The sequence below is a fragment of the Streptomyces sp. LUP30 genome (assembly GCF_001746365.1).
GTDB lineage: Bacteria > Actinomycetota > Actinomycetes > Streptomycetales > Streptomycetaceae > Streptomyces.
Genome location: NZ_MJAJ01000026.1, coordinates 1 through 20493 on the forward strand (window position 1 = coordinate 1; position 20493 = coordinate 20493).

General features: G+C 72.7%; 23 protein-coding genes. 10 read left to right on the forward strand and 13 right to left on the reverse strand.

Annotated features, from left to right (window positions below):
* The coding region (locus BG482_RS21755) for a DoxX family membrane protein (protein WP_141746650.1) at nt 1-259 on the reverse strand (259 nt) is incomplete at its 3' end.
* 283 nt (nt 260-542) lie between these two features.
* Here BG482_RS21755 and BG482_RS21760 point away from each other — a divergent pair.
* Nucleotides 543-869: a hypothetical protein gene (locus tag BG482_RS21760; protein WP_069770754.1), complete on the forward strand. Its 327-nt coding sequence runs from the start codon at nt 543-545 to the stop codon at nt 867-869.
* A gap of 327 nt (nt 870-1196) precedes the next feature.
* The gene (locus tag BG482_RS21765; RefSeq protein ID WP_256096435.1) at nt 1197-2294 is read left to right on the forward strand and encodes a D-alanyl-D-alanine carboxypeptidase family protein; all 1098 of its coding nucleotides are present in this window, start codon (nt 1197-1199) and stop codon (nt 2292-2294) included.
* A gap of 281 nt (nt 2295-2575) precedes the next feature.
* Here the strand turns inward: BG482_RS21765 and BG482_RS21770 are convergent, their stop codons facing one another.
* The 4 genes from BG482_RS21770 to BG482_RS21785 all read right to left on the reverse strand — a co-directional run bounded on the left by BG482_RS21770 (nt 2576) and on the right by BG482_RS21785 (nt 6924).
* Nucleotides 2576-3331, reverse strand: coding sequence for an SDR family oxidoreductase (locus BG482_RS21770; protein ID WP_069770755.1), 756 nt, complete (start codon nt 3329-3331; stop codon nt 2576-2578).
* A gap of 115 nt (nt 3332-3446) precedes the next feature.
* Nucleotides 3447-4433 (reverse strand): small ribosomal subunit Rsm22 family protein, encoded by a 987-nt coding sequence (locus tag BG482_RS21775; protein WP_069770756.1) that lies wholly within the window; start codon nt 4431-4433, stop codon nt 3447-3449.
* Between the two features lie 53 nt (nt 4434-4486).
* Complete coding sequence (locus tag BG482_RS21780) at nt 4487-5680, reverse strand: serine hydrolase domain-containing protein (RefSeq protein WP_370745850.1); 1194 nt, start codon at nt 5678-5680, stop codon at nt 4487-4489.
* Nucleotides 5608-6924 (reverse strand): multidrug effflux MFS transporter, encoded by a 1317-nt coding sequence (locus BG482_RS21785; protein WP_079142007.1) that lies wholly within the window; start codon nt 6922-6924, stop codon nt 5608-5610. The genes BG482_RS21780 and BG482_RS21785 overlap by 73 nt, the downstream gene beginning before the upstream one ends.
* An 87-nt stretch (nt 6925-7011) precedes the next feature.
* Between BG482_RS21785 and BG482_RS21790 the strand changes: the two genes are divergently transcribed.
* The 3 genes from BG482_RS21790 to BG482_RS21800 all read left to right on the forward strand — a co-directional run bounded on the left by BG482_RS21790 (nt 7012) and on the right by BG482_RS21800 (nt 9672).
* Nucleotides 7012-8025, forward strand: a complete 1014-nt coding sequence (locus BG482_RS21790; RefSeq protein WP_069770757.1) for a Gfo/Idh/MocA family protein — start codon at nt 7012-7014, stop codon at nt 8023-8025.
* 114 nt (nt 8026-8139) lie between these two features.
* Nucleotides 8140-8772: a TetR/AcrR family transcriptional regulator gene (locus BG482_RS21795; RefSeq protein ID WP_069770758.1), complete on the forward strand. Its 633-nt coding sequence runs from the start codon at nt 8140-8142 to the stop codon at nt 8770-8772.
* 162 nt (nt 8773-8934) lie between these two features.
* The gene (locus BG482_RS21800; RefSeq protein WP_069770759.1) at nt 8935-9672 is read left to right on the forward strand and encodes a bifunctional DNA primase/polymerase; all 738 of its coding nucleotides are present in this window, start codon (nt 8935-8937) and stop codon (nt 9670-9672) included.
* Nucleotides 9673-9730: 58 nt separating this feature from the next.
* Here the strand turns inward: BG482_RS21800 and BG482_RS21805 are convergent, their stop codons facing one another.
* The 4 genes from BG482_RS21805 to efeO are packed head-to-tail and all read right to left on the reverse strand — an operon-like array spanning nt 9731 to nt 14008.
* A complete protein-coding gene (locus BG482_RS21805) occupies nt 9731-10753 on the reverse strand; it encodes a hypothetical protein (RefSeq protein ID WP_079142008.1) in 1023 nt (340 codons plus the stop codon).
* Nucleotides 10692-11585, reverse strand: coding sequence for an iron uptake transporter permease EfeU (gene efeU / locus BG482_RS21810; protein WP_069770761.1), 894 nt, complete (start codon nt 11583-11585; stop codon nt 10692-10694). Before efeU ends, BG482_RS21805 begins: the two co-directional genes overlap by 62 nt.
* 3 nt (nt 11586-11588) lie before the next feature.
* Nucleotides 11589-12851 (reverse strand): iron uptake transporter deferrochelatase/peroxidase subunit, encoded by a 1263-nt coding sequence (gene efeB, locus BG482_RS21815; protein ID WP_069770762.1) that lies wholly within the window; start codon nt 12849-12851, stop codon nt 11589-11591.
* Nucleotides 12852-12868: 17 nt separating this feature from the next.
* Nucleotides 12869-14008 (reverse strand): iron uptake system protein EfeO, encoded by a 1140-nt coding sequence (efeO, locus tag BG482_RS21820; RefSeq protein ID WP_069770763.1) that lies wholly within the window; start codon nt 14006-14008, stop codon nt 12869-12871.
* Between the two features lie 281 nt (nt 14009-14289).
* On the opposite strand from efeO, the gene BG482_RS21825 reads away from it, so the two are divergent.
* Together BG482_RS21825 and BG482_RS21830 are read left to right on the forward strand one after the other, a co-directional pair.
* On the forward strand, nt 14290-14934 hold the full coding sequence (locus BG482_RS21825; RefSeq protein WP_069770764.1) for a PhzF family phenazine biosynthesis protein: 645 nt from the start codon (nt 14290-14292) through the stop codon (nt 14932-14934).
* A gap of 105 nt (nt 14935-15039) precedes the next feature.
* A complete protein-coding gene (locus BG482_RS21830) occupies nt 15040-15246 on the forward strand; it encodes a hypothetical protein (RefSeq protein WP_069770765.1) in 207 nt (68 codons plus the stop codon).
* A 159-nt stretch (nt 15247-15405) separates the two neighbouring features.
* Here BG482_RS21830 and map read toward each other — a convergent pair whose 3' ends face one another.
* Nucleotides 15406-16263, reverse strand: coding sequence for a type I methionyl aminopeptidase (gene map, locus BG482_RS21835; protein ID WP_069770766.1), 858 nt, complete (start codon nt 16261-16263; stop codon nt 15406-15408).
* Nucleotides 16264-16320: 57 nt separating this feature from the next.
* On the opposite strand from map, the gene BG482_RS21840 reads away from it, so the two are divergent.
* Nucleotides 16321-16554, forward strand: a complete 234-nt coding sequence (locus BG482_RS21840; RefSeq protein WP_069770767.1) for a hypothetical protein — start codon at nt 16321-16323, stop codon at nt 16552-16554.
* Between the two features lie 12 nt (nt 16555-16566).
* On the opposite strand, the gene BG482_RS21845 is transcribed toward BG482_RS21840, so the two are convergent.
* Both BG482_RS21845 and BG482_RS21850 read right to left on the reverse strand, forming a co-directional pair.
* Nucleotides 16567-17898: an MFS transporter gene (locus tag BG482_RS21845; RefSeq protein ID WP_069770768.1), complete on the reverse strand. Its 1332-nt coding sequence runs from the start codon at nt 17896-17898 to the stop codon at nt 16567-16569.
* A gap of 70 nt (nt 17899-17968) precedes the next feature.
* On the reverse strand, nt 17969-18565 hold the full coding sequence (locus BG482_RS21850; RefSeq protein ID WP_069770769.1) for a hypothetical protein: 597 nt from the start codon (nt 18563-18565) through the stop codon (nt 17969-17971).
* 103 nt (nt 18566-18668) lie between these two features.
* On the opposite strand from BG482_RS21850, the gene npdG reads away from it, so the two are divergent.
* Nucleotides 18669-19397, forward strand: coding sequence for an NADPH-dependent F420 reductase (npdG, locus tag BG482_RS21855; protein ID WP_069770770.1), 729 nt, complete (start codon nt 18669-18671; stop codon nt 19395-19397).
* A gap of 56 nt (nt 19398-19453) precedes the next feature.
* Nucleotides 19454-19672 (forward strand): hypothetical protein, encoded by a 219-nt coding sequence (locus BG482_RS21860; RefSeq protein ID WP_069770771.1) that lies wholly within the window; start codon nt 19454-19456, stop codon nt 19670-19672.
* Here BG482_RS21860 and BG482_RS21865 read toward each other — a convergent pair.
* A complete protein-coding gene (locus BG482_RS21865; protein WP_069770772.1) occupies nt 19662-20462 on the reverse strand; it encodes a site-2 protease family protein in 801 nt (266 codons plus the stop codon). The two genes, BG482_RS21860 and BG482_RS21865, sit on opposite strands and share 11 nt — an antisense overlap.
* Nucleotides 20463-20493 lie beyond the last annotated feature (31 nt).

A 20493-nucleotide genomic window follows, 5' to 3' on the forward strand; every position in this document is an offset into this window, starting at 1 on the left:
CGGCCGCCGCCGCGCCCGCCGCCGGGGTGGCCAGCCCCAGCGCCAGCAGTGTGCCGCCGCCGGCCTCCGCCAGGCCCGCCGCCGTCGCGCTGGCCTTGCCGGGCGCGTAGCCCACGGACTCCATGAACTGCCCGGTTCCTTCCAGGCCGTGGCCGCCGAACCAACCGAACAGCTTCTGCGCGCCGTGGGCCGCCAGCACTCCGCCGGTGCCCAGCCGGAGCAACAGCAGGCCCAGATCACGTCGGTCGTAACAGGTCACGGTGACTCCCTGAACTGACAGCAGGAACAAGCAGGAACAAGCAGAACAAGCGGGGACGAGTCGGAATCAGTCGAAATGGGTCGGAAGGCGAGCGGGAACGACGGGAACGACGGGTACAGGCTGTTGAGGCGCGGGGGCGGGTGGGAGCGGGTCGGGGAATCGCCCGTAAACGCCCGGAAGCGCCTTCCACGCGTTTCCACCGTCGCATGTCTCACACCCGCCCGGCCCCTCCTGGAAGCCGTTCGGGTGGCGGGGGCCGGTCGGCGGTGTGAGTGTGGCCGGTATGGCGATTCAGACCGACAGACTCAGCGACCCGGCCGTCAGGGCCTTCGTCGCCGCCGTCAACGCGCACGACGAGGAGGCCTTCCGCGGGCTCCTCACGCCCGACGCGACCATGGCGGACGACGGCTCCGACCGGGACCTCGCCGAGTGGGCCGACCGGGAGATCTTCTCCTCGCGCGGCCACATGGACGTCACCAAGGAGTCGGACGGCGGGCGCGCGCTCCTCGCTGACTACCGCAACGACACCTGGGGCGAGATGCGCACCCGCTGGAGCTTCACCGTGGAGGACGACGGCCGGATCTCCCGGTTCGAGACCGGCCAGGCGTAGCGGGCCCGGCCGCGGAGCCGCGGAGCCGCGGAGCCGTGAGAGTCGGTGACCGACGGCCTCGTCATTCCTCGGCCGAGGCGGGGATATTCCCAGGTGAAAGGGGTTGAGTGGCGATTTCCATTTCGCCTGATCCCCTTGTACGGTCCCGCAGTGAACGCATTCTCGCGCCGTTCTCCGCAGTCGCTCCCAGACCGTTCTCCGCCCCCTTCTCCGCGTCTTTCTCCGCGTCCTTCTCCGCCGCAGCCCTCTCCCCCCGCGCGCTCGCCCCGGCATCCGGCGGCGAATCCGTCCCGGCGCTCCCTGCTGGCTCTCGCCGCAGGAGCGCCGTTGAGCGCCGTCCCGCTCGCGGCGACGCCGGCGGCCGCGGCCGGGACCGTGGTCGGCGGCGCGCGGCTGGCGGCCGACGGGGTGCAGGCGAAGCGGGGCGCCGCCCTGCCGAGGAAGCTGACCGCGCGGTCCTGGCTGCTCGCGGACCAGGACAGCGGCGAGGTGCTCGCCTGTTACCGGGCGCATCAGCGTCTCGCGCCCGCCTCCACGCTGAAGATGCTCTTCGCGGACACGCTGCTGGGCCGGTTCGCGCGCACGGAGCGGCACACCGTGACCGACGCCGACCTGGCCGCCGTTCCGCCCGGCTCCAGCCTGGTCGGCGTCCGGGCCGGGATCGCCTACAGCGTCGAGCAGTTGTGGCAGGGGGTGTTCCTGCGCTCGGGCAACGACGCCGTGCAGGTGCTCGCCCGGATGAACGGCGGGGTCGCGAGGACGGTCGCCGAGATGCAGGCGAGGGCGGCCGATCTCCAGGCGCTGGACACCCATGTCGTCAGCCCTGACGGCTACGACCACCCGGGGCAGCTGTCCTCCGCATACGACCTCGCGCTGTTCGCCCGGCACGGTCTGAAGAACGCCGACTTCCGCGCCTACTGCGCCACGAGCGCCGCCCGCTTCCCGGCCGGCGGCGGGAGGACCTTCGTCATCGAGAACACCGACCGGCTGCTGTCGGGCACATACGGGGTGGCGCCGTACCCGGGCCTGATCGGCGTGAAGAACGGCTACACCAGCAACGCCGGCAACACCTTCGCCGGCGCCGCGACCCGCGCCGGGCGCACCCTCGTGGTCACGGTGCTGCACCCGGCGAGCGGCCACAACTCCGTCTACGAGGAGGCGGCCGCCCTGCTCGACTGGGGCTTCGCGCGGGGGAGTTCGGTCGGGGCGGTGGGGACGCTGGTGGACGCGTTGAGCGAGGGCGGGACGAGGGCGTCGTCCTCGGGGGCGGCGCCGCACGCCGGGGCCCGGGCCTCGTCGGAGGGTGGCGGTCCGGGTGGCTGGGGTGTGCTGGGCGGGGCCGCTGGAGTGGTCGCGCTGGCGGCGGGCGGAGCGTACGCGCTGCGCAGGCGGCGCGGCCGTGAGACGCCGCCGCCCGAGCAGTGACGGTGCGCCGGGTCGGGCGATGGTGCGGCGGCCGTCCCGCGGCTCCGGTGTGCATCTCGCGGTTCCCCGCGAGGTCCACCCCCATCCGGAGCCGTGGGACGGCTGCCTCTCCCCCTCGGCATGGCTTACGGTCCCGCGGTGCGGAACTCTCGTGCTGCACATGTGGAGTTCTTGTGTAGGAGAGTTGAGCATAGGTCTGCTACCGGCCGCAATGGTGCGGACCATGAAATTCCGCTTGTGCAGGTTGACGACTTGACGAGCCGTGGACCGCCGGGGCGCCCTCAGCCCCGCCCGACGTACGGCATCGCGGTCGCCAGCACCGTCGCGAACTGCACGTTCGCCTCCAGGGGCAGCTCGGCCATGTGCCGCACCGTGCGCGCCACATCGGCCACGTCCATCACCGGTTCCGGCGCGGTCTCGCCGTTCGCCTGCAGCGCGCCCGTCCGCATCCGCGCCGTCATGTCGGTCGCCGCGTTGCCGATGTCGATCTGCCCGACGGCGATCCCGTGCGCCCGCCCGTCCAGCGAGAGGGACTTCGTCAGACCGGTCAGCGCATGCTTGGTCGCCGTGTAGGGCGCCGAGAGCGGGCGGGGGGTGTGCGCCGAGACGGAGCCGTTGTTGATGATCCGTCCGCCCCGGGGATCCTGCTCCTTCATCAGCCGGTACGCGCCCTGCGCGCACAGGAACGCCCCGTTGAGGTTGGTGTCCACCACGTGCCGCCAGGCGTCGTAGGGGAGGTCCTCGAACGGCACGCCCCCCGGCCCGAACGTGCCCGCGTTGTTGAACAGCAGGTCCAGCCGCCCGAACCGCTCGCGCACGGCGGTGAACAGGGCCGTCACGTCCTCGGGGCGTGAGACGTCCGTCCGCACGGCGAGACTCCGGCTCCCGGGCGCCAGCGCGGCCGTCTCCTCCAGGGTCTCGGCGCGCCGTCCGGCCAGCGCCACCGACCAGCCCGTGAGCAGCAGTTCGACGGCCACGGCGCGGCCGATGCCGGAACCGGCGCCCGTGACGACCGCGATCTTCGTCTTCGCATCCATGGGCCCGCAGCGTACGGGAGGGTCCGGCATGCGGAACCGGTCCGTCCGCCGGTCGACCGCGGGTACCGGCCGGGCGGGGGAGCGCCCCCTCAAGCAGGTGCGGGCACGGGCCCGTTCAGGAGACCGGCGGCCAGGCGTCGCCCCAGTCGGCGTCCCGGGCCGCCTTGTACAGCTCGCCGTGCTTCTTCGTCACCGTCGTACGGCTCAGCCGCTCCTCGACCTCGCACAGGTCGAGGAGCACCTGGCCCTTGCGGATCTGCGGCCGCCGGACGACGCGGGCAGGGGCCGGGGAGACGGGGAAGCGGGCGGCCGCCACATAGCTGAACTTCTCGTCCTCGTAGGGCAGCGAGCCGCCCTTGACCTGCCGGTGCAGGGAGGAGCGGCTGACCCGCGCCGAGAAGTGGCACCAGTCCGACCCGGGCACGATCGGACAGGCCGCGCTGTGCGGACAGGGCGCGGCGACCCGGAAGCCGGCCGCGATCAGCCGGTCCCGGGCCTCGATCACCCGGGCGTAGCCGTCGGGGGTGCCCGGCTCCACGATCACCACGGCCTGCGCGGCCGACGCGGCAGCGTCCACGAGGGCGGCCCGGTCGGGCGCGGCGAGCTCGTTGAGGACGTACGAGACGGTGACGAGGTCGGCGGTGTCCAGCACCAGGGACGCGTCGATGCGGGCGCGCTGCCAGCGGACGTCCTCGAGCGGCGGGTGCGCTGCGGCGACCTCGCGGCCCAGGGCGAGGGCGGGCTCCGCCCAGTCGAGGACCGTCACCGGGCGGGTCCCGGCCCAGGTCGCGCTCACCGCCCAGGTCGCCGCTCCCGTTCCGCCGCCGACGTCGACCTGGCTCTGCGGCGTCCACCCCGGCGCCGCGTCGGCGAACGCCTCCAGCGCCGAGCGCACCGCCTCGAAGGTCGCCGGCATGCGGTACGCGGCATAGGCGGCGACGTCCGCGCGGTCGCGCAGGATCGGGGCGTCGGTCGGGGTCGCGCCACGGTAGCTGGCGATCAGCCGGTCGACGGCCAGCGAGGCCTGCTTGGGCGGCAGCCCGTCGAGAAGGTCTCCGAGGGCGGTACGGAGGGTCTCGGCGGCGGATGCGGAGAGGTTCACGCACCGATTTTCTCAGGCCGCGCGCCCCGCCCTCACCGCGCACCCCGCCGCCCTCACCGCACCGCCGACGCCATCCGCGTCCCCGCCAGTGCGCGCGGCGCGCTGTCCGGCGTCCTGCGCACCGGATGCACGGTGTTCGCCAGCAGCACCACGAAGGTGTCCGTCGCCGGGTCCAGGACCAGCGAGGTCCCCGTGAACCCCGTGTGGCCGGCCGCGCCCTCGCCGGCCAGCTCGCCCATGAACCAGGGCTGGTCCACCGCGAAGCCCAGCCCCGGCGGCGTCAGCAGCAGCTCCACGAAGTCGGGGCCGAGGACGCGGGCGGGACCGTACGAACCGCCCGCCAGCAGCGTCCGGCAGAACACCGCCAGGTCGCGGCCGGTCGAGAACAGGCCCGCGTGACCGGCCACCCCGCCCAGCGCCCACGCGTTCTCGTCGTGCACCACGCCCCGCAGCATCCCCCGGTCCGCCTTCGCCCACGGCCGGCGCTGGTCCTCGGTGGCGGCCGCGCCGGGGCAGGGCCCGAAGGCGGTCGAGGTCATCCCCAGCGGACGGGTGATCCCCTCGTGGATCAGGACGTCCAGCGTGCGCCCGGTCAGCCGCTCCAGGAGCTGCTGCAGGAGCAGCATGTTCAGGTCGGAGTAGACGTACGCGCCGGGCTCGCCGACCGGCGCCTGCGCACGCAGCAGCTCCAGCCGCTCGGCGTCGTCCGCGCAGTCGTACAGGGGCAGCTCGGGGCGCAGCCCGGAGGTGTGCGTGAGCAGCTGACGGACGGTGACGTCGTGTGCGGCGGCCGCGCCGAAGTCGGGCAGATAGGCGCCGATCCGGGCGTCGATGCCGAGGGTGCCCCGCTCGATCTGCTGGACCGCCGCGACCGAGGTGAACAGCTTGGTGAGGGAGGCCAGGTCGAAGGGGGTGTCCACGGTCGTCGCGACCCGTGCCTCGGGCGGCAGCTCCACGCCCGCGTCGGCCGCCGGATCGTAGGCCGAGTACCGCACCGCCCAGCCCACCGCCTCCTGCACGGCGATCACCGGGCCGCGCCCGGCGACCACGACGGCGCCGGCCGCCCAGGGCCGGTCGCCCACGGTGAGGTCGGCGACGTCACGGACCAGCAGCCGCGTCTCCTCGGGGTCGAGTCCGGCCCGCTCCGGAGTGTCGACGCGCAGTCTCGGTGCGCTCAGCTCTCTTCTCCCGCTCTCGAAGGTCCTCGGCCGGGGAGAGAGTCGTCCAGCTTCCCCGCGTCCGTCCAGGGACGGCACATAACCACGAAGCAGGCCAGCGCCACCAGTGCGGCCGCCACCTGGACGACGGCCATCGGGACGGCGGTGCGCTCTCCGGCGATCCCGACGAGGGGGGTGGCGATCGCGCCGATCAGGAACGAGGAGGTGCCCAGGAGCGCGGAGGCGGAGCCGGCCGAGTGCCGGACCCGCATCAGGGCGAGCGTCTGCGCGTTGGGCAGCGTCACGCCCATCGCGGACATCAGCACGAACAGTGCGGCGGCCACCGGGGCCAGCCCGACCTCGCCGAACACGCCGGCCGTCATCAGCAGCAGCGCGGTCGCGGCCAGCGTCACCGTCGACAGGCCGACCGCCAGCACCCGGTCCAGCCGCACCCGCCCCACCAGGATCTTGCCGTTGATCTGGCCGACCACCACCAGCCCGACCGAGTTCGCGCCGAACAGCAGACCGAACGTCTGCGGAGAGGCTCCGTAGATCTCCTGGACCACGAACGGCGAGGCGGAGATGTACGCGAACAGCGCGGCGAAGGCGAAACCGCCCGTGAGGAGGAAACCGGCGAAGTACCGGTCGGACAGCAGCCCGCGCATCGAGCGCAGGGCTTCGCCGACCCCGCCCGCGTGCCGTCCGTCCGCGGGCAGCGTCTCGGGGAGCCGGAACCACACCAGCGCCGCCAGCACCAGCCCGACCACCGTGAGCAGCGCGAACACCCCGCGCCAGTCCGTCGTCCGCAGGATCTGCGCGCCGATCAGCGGCGCCACCACCGGGGCTACCCCGGAGATCAGCATCAGGGTGGAGAAGAAGCGGGCCATCGCCACGCCGTCGTACAGATCCCGTACGACGGCCCGTGCGATCACGATCCCGGCCGCGCCCGCGAGCCCCTGCAGCAGCCGGAACGCGACCAGCACTTCGACGGTCGGCGCCAGGGCGCACAGGGCGGTCGCCACGACGTACACCGCGAGCCCGGCGAGCAGCGGGCGCCTGCGCCCCCACCGGTCGCTCATCGGGCCGACCACCAGCTGCCCCAGCGCCATGCCGGCCAGGCACGCGGTGAGCGTGAGCTGCACCGTCGCCGCCGGTGCGTGCAGCGTGCGGGTCACCTCCGGCAGCGCCGGGAGGTACAGGTCCATCGACAGCGGGGGAGTGGCGGTCAGTCCGCCCAGGACCAGCGTGACGAGCAGCCCGGTCCTGCGCCGGCCGCGCGGCGGCGCCGGGACGACGGCCTGCGGCGCTTCGGGCACGGCCCCACCCTCCGGCATACGGCTGCCCCTCCCTCTCCGACGTCTCGGCCACCTATGCTCTCAGCTCGAACACACCGACGGGACGGCACGAGGGCGGGGCAGGGTATGACGACGGACACGGTGCGGTGGGGGATCCTGGCGACCGGCGGCATAGCCGGCGCGTTCACGGCGGACCTGATCGACCTGCCCGACGCCGAGGTCGTCGCGGTCGCCTCGCGCACCGAGGTCTCCGCCAAGGCGTTCGCCGAACGGTTCGGCATCCCGCGTGCCTACGGCGACTGGGCCGCCCTCGCGGCCGACCAGGACATCGATGTCGTGTACGTGGCCACCCCGCACGCCGCCCACCGCACCGCCGCGGGGCTGTGCCTGGAGGCCGGGCGCAACGTGCTGTGCGAGAAGGCGTTCACGCTGAACGTGCGCGAGGCCGAAGAGCTCGTGGCACTGGCCCGGCGGCACGACCGGTTCCTCATGGAAGCCATGTGGATGTACTGCAACCCGGTCATCCGCCGCCTCAAGGCCCTGGTCGACGACGGCGCGATCGGCGAGGTCCGCACCGTGCAGGCCGACTTCGGCCTCGAAGGGCCCTTCCCGCCCTCGCACCGGCTGCGCGACCCCGCCCAGGGCGGCGGCGCCCTCCTCGACCTCGGCGTCTACCCGGTCTCCTTCGCCCACCTGCTGCTCGGCGAGCCCTCGGGCATCGCCGCCCAGGCCGTCCTGTCCGCCGAGGGCGTCGACCTGCAGACGGCGCTGGCGCTGTCCTGGGACTCCGGCGCGCTCGCCGCGCTGCACTGCTCGATCTCCGGCGGGACCGGCACCACCGCCTCGGTCACCGGCTCGCGCGGCCGCATCGACATCCCGTCCGGCTTCTTCCACCCTGACCGCCTCGTGCTGCACCGGGCCGGCCGCGACCCGCAGGAGTTCGCCGCCGACCCGGTCGACGGACCCCGTACGACGTTCCGGCACGAGGCCCGTGAGGTCATGCGCGCGCTGCGGGCCGGCGAGACCGAGTCCCCGCTCGTCCCCCTCGACGGTAGCCTCGCCGTCATGCGGACGCTGGACGCGGCCCGCGAACGGATCGGGGTCCGCTACCCGCAGGAAGTCCCGCAGGAAGCCCTGTAGGACGTCCCGCACGAAGCCCCGCAGGGGGCCTTGCGGGAAGCCTCCGAGCGGCCGGGCCCCTCGCCCGGACCGTTCGCGAGACGTGCCGTCTCACAGCCTTGGTACCGTCGGGGCATGGTCACCCAGCCCGGCAAGCCGGCCCCCGACACCAGCCGTCGCAGCGAGCGGTCCCGGCGCGCCATCTACGACGCAGCCCTCGCGCTCGTCGTGGAGGTCGGCTACCCCAGGACCACGATCGAGGGCATCGCCGCCCGCGCGGGCGTCGGCAAGCAGACCATCTACCGCTGGTGGGGTTCGAAGGCCGACGTCCTGCTCGAAGCGTTCCTGGACCTCGGCGAACAGGCCGCCCGCGAGGCCGGCCCGGCCGAGCACGAGCCCTACGTCATCCCCGACACCGGCGACCTCGCCGCCGACGTCAAGGCCGTCCTGCGGGCCACGGTCGACCAGCTGAAGGACCCCCGCTTCGAGGCCCCCTCGCGGGCGCTGGCCGCCGAAGGCGTGGTCAACGAGCAGGTGGGCCGCGAGTTCACGGCCCGGCTGCTGGAACCGTCCATCCAGCTGTACGTCGACCGGCTGCGCTCCGCCCAGCGGGCCGGCCAGGTCCGCGCGGACCTCGACCCGCGCATCGCCCTGGAGTTCTTCATCTCCCCGCTCGCCCAGCGCTGGCTGCAGTACACGGGACCGATCACCTACGAGTACACCGACGCCCTGGTCGACTACGCGCTCCACGGCCTCGCGCCCCGGTGACCACGTGACCCGCCCACCCGGCGGGCGGTGGAGGATCAGGGGCACATGGGCCACTCTGGCCCCACCCGCCCCACCTGCCCCGATTCACGGCTAGGGCCCCCCGATGCGCAGGATGGTGCGACCATAGGGCATGCTGTCCGCACCAGCGAGGCGAGGGGACAGATGAGCGCGGAGTTCGACGGCCGGACCGGACTGTGGGGAAGACTTACGGAGTGGCTGCGCACGAGCGGCCCGACCGAAGCCGCCGAGGGCGGCGACCGTGAGGCCCTGCTGCTGGCCGCCGCCGAAGCGGGGCTGCCCCTGGCGCCCGCCGCGCATCCGGCCCCCGGCTACGGCTGCTCCTGCGACCGGGTCGGCTGTCCGACCCCCGCCCGCCACCCGGTGTCCTTCGCCTGGCAGACGCAGTCCACGACCGACCGCACCCAGGTCGAGCGCTGGGCCCGCCACCAGCCGCAGGCCAACTTCATCACCGCCACCGGCATGACGCACGACGTCCTCGACGTGCCCCTGGAGGCCGGCCGGGAAGCCATGGAGCGGCTGCTCGACGCCGGCGTCGAGGTCGGCCCGGTCGCCGAGAGCGACGACGGACGCCTGCTCTTCTTCACCCTCACCCGCGGCACCCCCGAGGTCGAGGACGAGTGGTGGCCGTGCGAGCTGGACTGCCATCCCGAGACCATGGACGAGCATCCCGGCCTGCGCTGGCACTGCCGGGGCTCCTACGTCCTCGTGCCGCCCGCCCGCCTCACCGGCGAGGACGGGCGGACCGTGCACTGGCTGCGCGGCCCGGAGCATCCGCTGCCCGACCCGCTGACCCTCCTGGAAACCCTCACCGACGCCTGCGCCCGCCACACCGGGCAGGACCAGGACCACTCGACGGGGGCCTGGCCGCTGCGCCGGTGACCGTGAGGTCCCGGGGCCCGAGCCGCAGCCGGGCCGGCCGCGATCGCACCCGCCGGCCTCACTCGCCCTTGGCGCCGGTGAACCCCTCCAGCCGGCTCAGCACCGTCACCTTGCCGCCCTTCGCGCCCTTCGCGGGGCTCAGGGCGATGTCGGCGGCGACGAACTCCATCGTCAGTGACTGCTTGATCTCGCCGGTCGTCAGCGCGCGCACGTCCGCGTTCGGGGCCGGCACGGCGGCGCCCGTGGCCGCCGTCTGCTTCATGTAGTGGTGCGTGGTGAAGAACACCAGCGCCCCGCCGTCCACGGTGCGCAGCGCCAGCGGCGCGTACTCGCCCCCGGTCAGCGGCTGGTCGACGTACTGGGTGGCCAGGCCCGGCTTGGTGGCGTTCTTCGCCCGCGAGGCGCGCAGCGCGTCGGTGTACTCCCCGTTCGCGAAGGCGCCCCGGCCGCTCTGCAGGTAGGCCGTGTAGTCCTTGCTCAGGTCCGCGGGCGCCAGGGTCAGTTCGGCGGTGTCGGCGGGCACGGCCTCGGCCCACCCGTCCTCGTCCTTCTTGAACGCCGGCACCGCGCCCGGCGTCACCAGCGTCAGATACGTGGCCTGCCACGGCCGCCCCCGCCCCTCGCGGGTGAACACCAGCAGCCAGCGCGCGTCGCCGCCCTTGTTGCCCTTGGCGTCGGCGACGAACCAGCGCGGCCAGCCCGCCTTCTCGGGGATGGTGTACTTCACGTCCGACAACACCAGCGGCGTGTGCTGCGGGTTGCCCTTCGGGTTGTTGAGGCGGCCGGCCTTCAGCCGGGCCGCGTCGATGATCCCGAGGGCGCCGGCGGTGCGGTCCGCGTCCAGCGAACCGTCGTACGCCGCGTCCGCCTTGTTGTACGCGGCGGTGAACTGCTCGACGGCCTTGACGGCCTCGCCCTGCGTCGCCGACGGGAGCATCTCCAGCTCACCGTGGACCACCACACAGCCGCTCGCCGTGAGCGAGACGGCGACGAGCGAGGCCCCTACGAGGGCGTACCGGTCACGCCTGCGGAGTCCTCGACGCTTGCGAACCCCGGTCGTCAGGCTGCGTTCCCTGGTCATCAGGCGACTTCACCTTCCCCTTCCCGGAGGCGAACCCTACCGGGGCGAGGAACAGCGCGAGCGTCGGGACCAGGTAGAGCAGCCACACCGTGACCTGGAGGACCGTCGGATCGGGCTGGAAGTTGAACACGCCCTTCAGCAGGGTGCCGTACCAGCTGTCCGGCGGGATCGTGTCGCTGATGTCGAACGCCTTGTCCGTCAGGCCCGCGATCCAGTCGGCCTCCTGGAGGTCGTGGACGCCGTACGCCAGCACGCCCGCGGCCACCACGACGAGCATGCCACCCGTCCAGGTGAAGAACTTCGCCAGGTTGATCCGCAGCGCCCCGCGGTAGAACAGCCAGCCCAGCAGGACGGCCGTCGCCAGACCCAGCGCCGCGCCGATCAGCGGGCGCGGGGTGCCGTCGCCGGCCGCGTGCACGGACGTCCACACGAACAGGGCCGTCTCCAGGCCCTCCCGGCCGACCGCGAGGAACGCGGTGGCCACCAGCGCGCCGGTGCCCATCGCGAGCGCCGCGTCCAGCTTGCCGTGCAGCTCCGACTTCAGGTGCCGGGCGGTGCGCCGCATCCAGAACACCATCCACGTCACCAGCGCGACCGCGACGATCGACAGGGAGCCGCCGAGCGCCTCCTGCGCCTTGAACGTCAGCTCCTGCGAACCGAATTCGAGGACGGAGCCGAAGCCCAACGCGATGACCACCGCGATGGCGATGCCGGCCCACACCGGCTTCAACGCGTCGCGGCGCTCGGTCTTGACCAGGTAGGCGATGAGGATGCAGACGACGAGAGAGGCCTCCAGGCCCTCGCGCAGTCCGATCAGGTAGTTGGAGAACACGGGCTACGCCTCCTCGGAGAACAGCGTCCGGCCCCACCAGTCGTCCTTGTCGCGGACGCCCGGCGGGACGGCGAAGACGGCCGAACCCACATGCTGGATGTACTCGTTGAGCGCGTCGGTCGCGAGATTGCGCTGGATGCGGACGAACCCGTTGCCGACGTCGCGCATGTAGGCGAGGAAGAACAGCCCCGCCTCCAGCCGTCCCAGACCGTCGGTGCCGTCGGTGAAGGAGTAGCCGCGGCGCAGGATCGTCGATCCGTGGTTGGCGTCGGGGTGCGCGAGCCGCACGTGCGCGTCGGGCTTCATCGCCTTCAGGAACGGCTCGTCGCGCTCCTTCGCCTTGCCCACCGGAGCGCCCTCGCCCTTGTCGCGGCCGAAGATGTCCTCCTGCTCCTGCAGCGGGGTGCGGTCCCAGGTCTCGATGTGCATGCGGATGCGGCGGGCGACGAGATAGGAACCGCCCACCATCCACGCCGACTTCGCGGCGACGTCCTTGTCGCCGACCCACACGAACTTCTTCAGCCGGTCCGTCTCCGTGCCGGCGATGTTGCGGGTGCCGTCCTTGAAGCCCATCAGGTTGCGCGGGGTCTGCGCGTCGGGAGTGGTGGAGGAGGTCTTGCCGAAGCCCAGCTGCGACCAGCGGATGACGACCTTGCCCATGCCGATGCGGGCCAGGTTGCGGATCGCGTGCACGGCGACCTGCGGGTCGTCGGCGCACGCCTGCACGCACAGGTCGCCGTTGCTGCGGGCCGGGTCGAGGGCGTCCCCGGCGAACGTGGGCAGGTCGACGAGCGCGTCGGGCCGCCGGTCGGCGAGATCGAACTTCTTGAACAGGGAGGGCCCGAAGCCGACCGTCAGGGTCAGCCGGGACGGCTGGAGTCCCAGCGCCTCGCCGGTGTCGTCCGGCGGCGCCTCGGGGAGACCGCCGTAGGCCCCCTCCCCGACCGCCTTCCCGGCCGTCATCCGGCGCGCCGCCTGCGTCCAGTCCTTCAGCAGCTGCACGAACTCGGCGCGGTCCGTGGTCGTCACGTCGAACGCGGCGAAGTGCAGCCGGTCCTGCACGGGCGTGGCGATGCCCGCCTGGTTCGCGCCGTGGAAGTCGACGGCGCCGCCCGTGTCGGCGCCGACCGGGTCGACGTCGTTGCCGGTGCGGGTCATCGCGACCGCGCCGCCGGCCGCGGCGGCGCCGAGCGCGAGCCCGGCCCCGCCCCAGCCGATCAGCGACCGTCGCGACGGACTGCTGCCCTTGGTCTCCGACTCCGTCATGTTCTTGTGCCCCTCGGTTACTTGGCGACGGCGGCGGCGAGCTTCGACAAGGGCTCGGCGAGCGCGTTGACCGCGTCCGACAGCTCCTTGCGGGCGGCGGCGCCGACCTTGTCGTAGGAGGTGAAGTCGTACGACGTCGTGTTCGGGCGGTACTTGTCCAGCAGCGCGTCCAGCGCGGCGAACTGCTTGTCCAACTCGGTCACCAGGGCCGCGTCGTTGTCCTTGGCGACCGGCTTGAGCAGCTCGTACGACTGCTGCGCGCCCTCGACGTTGGCCTTGAAGTCGACCAGGTCGGTGTGCGAGTAACGCTCCTCCTCGCCGGTGACCTTGCCGGTGGCGACCTCGTCGAGGAGTTCCTTGGCGCCGTTGGCCATGGAGGTCGGGGTGATCACGGCCTTGCCGACCCGCTTCTGCCAGTCGGTCAGGTCGACGGTGAGCTGGTCGGCGAGCGCCTTCTCCTCGGGGCCGATCTTCTTGTCCTGCCAGAGGGCCTTCTCCAGCCGGTGCCAGCCGGTCCACTTCTGGCCGCTCTCCAGGCCGTCGGCGCGGACGTCGACCTTCGGGTCGATGGTGCCGAAGGACTCCGCGACCGGCTCGGTGCGCTCCCAGCCGATGCGCGAGGGCGCGTAGGCCTTCTTCGCGGCCTCGATGTTCCCGGCCTTGACCGCGGCGACGAAGACGGCGACCTTCGGCAGCGTCTCGTCGGCCTGAGTCTGCGCGTAGGCGCGGTAGGCGGCCACGGCCTTGTCCAGGCGGGGGTCGCGCTGGGCGACCGAGCCGCCGGTGACCTTGAGGGTCTGGCGGATGCCGTCGCCCTTCATGCCCGGCTTGCAGGCGATGCGGTACTCGCCCGCCTTCACCTCGGCGGTGACCCGCTGCTTGGTGCCGGGGCCGATGTTCTCCCGCTCGCTGACGATCCGGTCGTCGGGGAAGAGGAGGTACACCTCGGTGACCTTCGAGCCCTTGTTCTCGACGGCGAGCTCGACGTGTCCGGCGGGGATCTCCTTCTTGGAGGTCTCGCACGTGGAGTCGGTGGCGGTCACGCCGATGACCCGGTCGCCGTCCTTCGCGTCGCTCTTGGAGGTGCAGCCGGTGACGGCGGTCAGGGCGGTGACGGCGACCACGGCGGTGGCGACGGACAGTCTGGCGGCTCGCATTCGGGCTCCCAGCGGTGGCTGAAAAATCGCGTGACAGGGCTCACACGGATTGGTGAGGCTCGCCTAACTTATCCAAGGCTTACCTGCGTAATACCCGTCGAGGCCGTGATTCACCTCTCATAGACGCTGTAAGAGCACGAGACGATCACGGAACACCCAAGCGGACACCAAAGACAAGCCAAGGGTGATTCAAGTGTTCCGTTCCGCCCCTCGCGCGCACCGCACGGGCGGCCCCGCCGTCCGGGGCGGGACCGCCCCCCGAGCGGTGCTTCAATTCCCCGGTGACTGATTACGACGTGCTCCGCGTCTTCTGCGCGCCGAACGGCGGCTACGGCAACGAACTGGGCGTGGTCCGCGAAGGCTCGGTGCTCCCGGACCGCGAGGACCGGCAGGACCTCGCGGCGAAACTCGGCTTCAGCGAGACGGTGTTCGTCGACGACCCCGAACGCGGCGTCATCGACATCTACACGCCCACCCTGCGTCTGCCCTTCGCGGGACACCCGTGCGTGGGCGCCGCCTGGCTGCTCGACGTGCCCGAACTCGTCACCCCGGCCGGCGTCGTGGGCACCCGCCTGGACGGGGAGTTCACCTGGATCGAGGCGCGCGCCGAGTGGGCCCCGCCGCGCACCCTCCGGCAGTACGCGACGGCCGCCGAGGTCGACGACCTCCCCGTGCCGCCCAAGGGCGAGTGGATCTACGCCTGGGCCTGGGAGGACGAGCCGGCCGGCCGGATCCGCGCCCGCGCCTTCCCCGGCCGTGACGACGGCGTCGACGAGGACGAGGCCACCGGCGCGGCGGCACTCCTGCTCACCGAACGGCTCGGCCGCGCCCTGAACATCACCCAGGGCGCGGGCTCGCAGATCCTGACGGCCCCCCAGCCGCACGGCTGGGTCGAGGTCGGCGGCCGGGTGTTCCTGGAGCGCTGAGCCCTCCGGGCTAGGGCCTGGGGTCCGTACGGGTGGTGTGGTGTGTGCGGCGGATGGGGAGCGGGGACCTCTGGGCGTGACCACTCGCCCCGTGAGAGGAACACCATGCGTATCCGTTCAGTCCTGGCCGCCACCGTTCTGGGCATCGCCCTCGCCGCCGCCGGCGCGTCGACCGCCACCGCCGACGAGGGCCCCCGCCAGCACCACCACCACTTCGGCGGGGACGAGGGCGTCTGCAGCCCGTACATCGGCGCGGTCGACACGGTGTCGGCGGACATCTTCTGGGCCGGCAAGCACTGCGACCGGTTCTGATCCGGCGCCGGGCCCCCTCGCGGCGAAGCGAGGGGGCCCGGTCCGTCCGCGGGACCGGCCGGCGCCGGAACCGGCCCCCACTCGGAAGAGCCCGCCCTCAAAAGAGCCCGCCCTCAGAAGAGCCCGCCCTCCGAGGAGAGCGGGCTCAGGCGCGGGCGGCTACGGCAGGGTGAGGATCTCCGCCCCGCTCTCCGTCACCACCAGGGTGTGCTCGAACTGGGCCGTGCGCTTGCGGTCCTTGGTCACCACGGTCCAGCCGTCGTCCCACATGTCGTAGTCGTGCGTGCCGAGCGTCAGCATCGGCTCGATGGTGAAGGTCATCCCGGGCCGGATGACGGTCGTCGCGTGCGGGCTGTCGTAGTGCGGGACGATCAGCCCGGAGTGGAACGACGAGTTGATGCCGTGACCGGTGAAGTCCCGCACCACCCCGTACCCGAACCGCTTGGCGTACGACTCGATGACCCGGCCGATGATGTTGATCTGCCGACCGGGCCTGACCGCCTTGATCGCCCGCTCCAGGGACTCCCGGGTCCGCTCCACCAGCAGCCGCGACTCCTCGTCGACGTCACCGACCAGGTACGTGGCGTTGTTGTCGCCGTGCACCCCGCCGATGTACGCCGTCACGTCCAGGTTGACGATGTCGCCGTCGCGCAGGACCGTCGAGTCCGGGATGCCGTGGCAGATGACCTCGTTGACGCTCGTGCACAGCGACTTCGGGAAGCCCCGGTAGCCCAGCGTCGACGGGTAGGCGCCGTGGTCGCACATGTACTCGTGCGCGACCCTGTCCAGCTCGTCGGTGGTGACCCCCGGCGAGATCAGCTTCGCGGCCTCGGCCATCGCCCGAGCGGCGATCCGGCCGGCCCGGCGCATCGCCTCGATGGTCTCGGCGGTCTGCACCTCCGGCCCGGTGTAGGGCGTCGGCGCCGGCTTGCCCACGTACTCGGGGCGGCGGATGTTTCCGGGCACGGAACGGGTGGGGGAGAGCTCCCCTGGGACGAGCAGCGACTGGCCAGACATGCCAGTGAGTCTAACGAGCGGTCATGGGGGAACATGTCGATGGCGAGAGGAGCCGTCATGCCCCTGTTCAAGAAGCGGACCGCCGGCAAACCGGGCGAGTGGTACTACTGCCTGGAGCACAAGAAGGTCGAGGAAGGGCCGGAGTGCCCGGCCAAGGACCGGTTCGGCCCGTACGCCACCCGTGCGGAGGCCGAGCACGCGATGGAGAGCGCCCGCGAACGCAACCTCCAGTGGGAGAACGACCCCAAGTGGCACGACGCCCCGACGGGTGGCGCCGCGGACGAGGACTGACCGGCCGGGCGGTCAGCCCTCCAGGGCGGGCGCGGCCGCCGAGCGCTGAGCACGCACCCGCGACGCGTGCTCGTTCGTTCGTGCGTCGTACGTCATCAGCCGCGGCAGGCACAGCGCCAGCAGCCCCACCGCGCCCACGCACAGCACCCCGCCCGACCAGACGGACGTCCGCACCCCCAGCCAGGCCGCGAGGCCTCCGCTGCGCACCTGGCCGACCGTCGGCCCCACCGAGTAGGACAGCAACTCGATCCCGGCGAGCCGCCCGCGCAGCTCGTCCGGGATCGTCTGGTTCCACATGATCCCGCGGAAGACGCCGCTGACCATGTCGAAGCCGCCCGCGAGGGCCAGGCAGAGCAGGACCAGCCAGACGTTCCCGACGAGCCCGGCGGCGGTGATCGCCCCGCCCCACAGCGCGGCCGACAGCACCACCATCCGCCCGTGCCGGTGCACGCGCGCGGTCCAGCCGCTGGTCAGGCTCACCACCAGCGCGCCCGCCGGCACGGACGCGTACATCAGCCCGAGCGACCACTCGGCGTCCAGCTCGTCCGCGAGGAAGGGGAGCACGGCGAGCGGCATCGCGAGGAACATCGCGGCCAGGTCGACGGCGTACGTGCCCAGCAGCTCCTTGCGGCTCCACGCGTACCGTGCGCCTTCGGCGATCGCCTTCAGCGAGGGCTTCGCGGCCTCCCGGGCGGCGGGGGAGGCCGCGACGCGCACGATGAGCGCGACCGAGACGACGAAGCTCAACAGGTCGGCGCCATAGGCCCAGCCCAGGCCCGCGGAGGCGACGACGACGCCGGCGAGGGCCGGCCCCGCGACCCCGCCCACGGTCCACCGCAGCGAGTTGAGCGAGGCCGCCGCCGGCAGGTGTTCATGGGCGACGATACGTGGCCACAACGAGTCCAGCGCGGGCCGCTGCACGGAGACCAGGGCCGAGGACAGGGCCGCGACCAGGTACAAGGGCCACACGGCCGGGCCCGGCAGCACCGCGTTGACCAGCAGCACCGCACTCAGCAGCCCCTGTCCGGCCTCCGTCCACAGGATGAGCCCGCGCTTGTCCCACGCGTCCGCCAGCGCGCCGCCGTAGAGCCCGAACACCACGAGCGGCACCAGCTCCACCGCGCCGATCGCCCCGACGGCCGCGGCGGACCCCGTCAGCTCCTTCATCTGCACCGGCAGCGCGACGAAGGTGAGGAAGCTGCCGAAGGCCGACACCGTGCCCGAGACCCACAGCCGCCGGAAGTCCCGCGAGGCCCGCCAGGGGGCGAGGTCGGGGAGCAGCCCGCGAAGACCGGAAGGAGAGCCGGAGGACGGGGGAGCGGCGGAGGCGTCGGAGTCTGTCACGAAGGGTCATGGTCGGCCGGAGGGAGAGCCGGGGACAACCGCTTTTCCGACGGCATCGACGCCATCGACGTCACCAGGGGGGAGGGGGCGGCGCGGTCAGACGTTCGGCGAGGCGGGAGAGGCGGTCGGCGAGGCGCCGGCGCCCCCGGGTCGGCGGCAGCGTCTCGCCGGCCGCGGCGCTCACCAGGTGCTGCACGGTGTCCAGGTCCAGCTCGGAGCCGTCCGGCACGGCGAGCGTCTCGTGCGCCAGCGCCGTCAGATCCGCCTCGACGGGACCGAGGGCGAGCACGGTGACCCCGGCCCGGCGTGCGTCCGCCACCCGTTCGAGCAGCGGTGCGTCCGCCGACGGGGACGCCACCAGCAGCGTCTCGCCCCGCCGCGCCGCCTCGATCCGGCCCGGGCCCACCGCGAGGTGCGCGGGGTCGCCGGGGCGCGGATCGTGGCGGACCAGCGTGGGCGCCAGCTCCGGCGTGCCGGACCACGCCGCCTCGTCCACCAGGTGCGCGGCGAGATGCCAGGGCTCGTACTCCGCCGTGCCCGCCAGCAGCAGCCCGCCCCCGTGCGACACGACCGACCCCCGCAGCACCCCGGCGAACCTCCGGGTGGCCCCCAGCCACTCGGTCCCGGCGAGCACCTCACGCAGCAACGCGACCCGTACGGCGTCCATGCGCCCGCATGCTGCCGCAACCCGCCGCCGCCGGCCCGGGGTTCGCCCCCCGTTCACCCGACATGGGGAAGGGCGGCCGGAAGCGCCCACGTAAAGTCGGCCCATGACCTCTACCGACAGTGCTCACAACACCCCCGGGGACGCCCCGGCGAAGGCCCCCGCCAAGGACCCCTGGGACCTTCCCGACGTGTCCGGACTGGTCGTCGGCGTGCTCGGCGGCACCGGCCCGCAGGGCAAGGGCCTCGCCTACCGCCTCGCCAGGGCCGGCCAGAAGGTGATCATCGGCTCGCGCGCCGCCGACCGCGCCAGGGCTGCCGCGGACGAGCTCGGACACGGCGTCGAGGGCGCCGACAACGCCGAGACCGCGCGCCGCAGCGACATCGTGATCGTCGCCGTCCCGTGGGACGGCCACGGCAAGACGCTGGAGTCCCTGCGCGAGGAACTGGCCGGCAAGCTCGTCGTCGACTGCGTCAATCCGCTCGGCTTCGACAAGAAGGGCGCCTACGCGCTCAAGCCGGAGGAGGGCAGCGCGGCGGAACAGGCCGCCGCCCTGCTGCCGGACTCGCGCGTCGCCGCCGCCTTCCACCACCTGTCGGCGGTCCTGCTCCAGGACCCGGAGATCGACGAGATCGACACCGACGTGATGGTGCTGGGCGAGGAGCGGGCCGACGTCGAGATCGTGCAGGCGCTGGCGGGCCGTATCCCCGGCATGCGCGGAGTCTTCGCGGGCCGGCTGCGCAACGCCCACCAGGTGGAGTCCCTGGTCGCCAACCTGATCTCGGTCAACCGCCGCTACAAGGCCCACGCCGGGCTGCGCGTCACCGACGTCTGAGCGGATGGGGGACACTGGACGGCGAAGCAGTGTCCCCCCGACAGGAGCCGACCGACATGCCCGCCCTGCCCCCGCCCAGCCCGACCCGGCGACTCGCCCTCTACACCCTCGTCGTCTGCGTGCTCGCCGTGGCCGCGGCCGTCGTCTCCTTCGTCCAGGGCAGCTTCCTGGGGATCGTGTGGGTGCTGCTCGCGGGCCTGTCGTCCAACATGACCTGGTACTACCTGAAGCGGGACAAGGCGCGCAGGGCGGACCGCACCCAGGTCACCGGCTGACCGAGCAGAACTCGTTCGTGCCCTCCCAGAAGCGGTACAGCGACTGACCGCAGTACGTGTCCACGTCGCTGATGCCGAGACCGCGCAGCAGTGCGTCGACCACGTCGAAGAACGCGCCGTTCACCGACGGCACCCACAGCAGCGCGAACACGAACAGCAGGCCGAACGGCGCGAACGGCTCGACCTGGCGCTTCACGCCGTACGACAGCCAGGGCTCGATGACCCCGTAGCCGTCCAGACCGGGCACCGGCAGGAAGTTCAGGATCGCCGCCGTCACCTGGAGCATGGCGAGGAAGCCGAGCGCGAACCGGAAGTCGTCCGGCACGCCGTCCAGCGCGTCCAGCCAGAACGGCGCCGTGCACACCACCGCGAACAGCACGTTCGTCAGCGGTCCGGCCGCCGAGATCAGACTGTGCCGCCACCGCCCCCGGATCCGGTTGCGCTCGATGAACACCGCGCCGCCCGGCAGACCGATCCCGCCCATGATCACGAACAGCACCGGCAGCACGATGCTGAGCAGGGCGTGCGTGTACTTGAGCGGGTTGAGGGTGAGATACCCCTTCGCGCCGACCGAGATGTCGCCGCTGTGCAGGGCGGTCCGCGCGTGCGCGTACTCGTGCAGGCACAGGGACACGATCCAGGCCGCCGTCACGAACAGGAACACCGCGACGCCGGGCTGCTCGGCGAAGCCCGTCCAGGTCGCCCAGCCGGTGACCGCGGTCACGGCCAGGATGCCGACGAAGACGGGACTGATCCGCCGCTCGCCGTGACGGGTGGTGGCGGTCGTCATGGGGCCCCCTGAGGTCGTACGCACGTGTGGA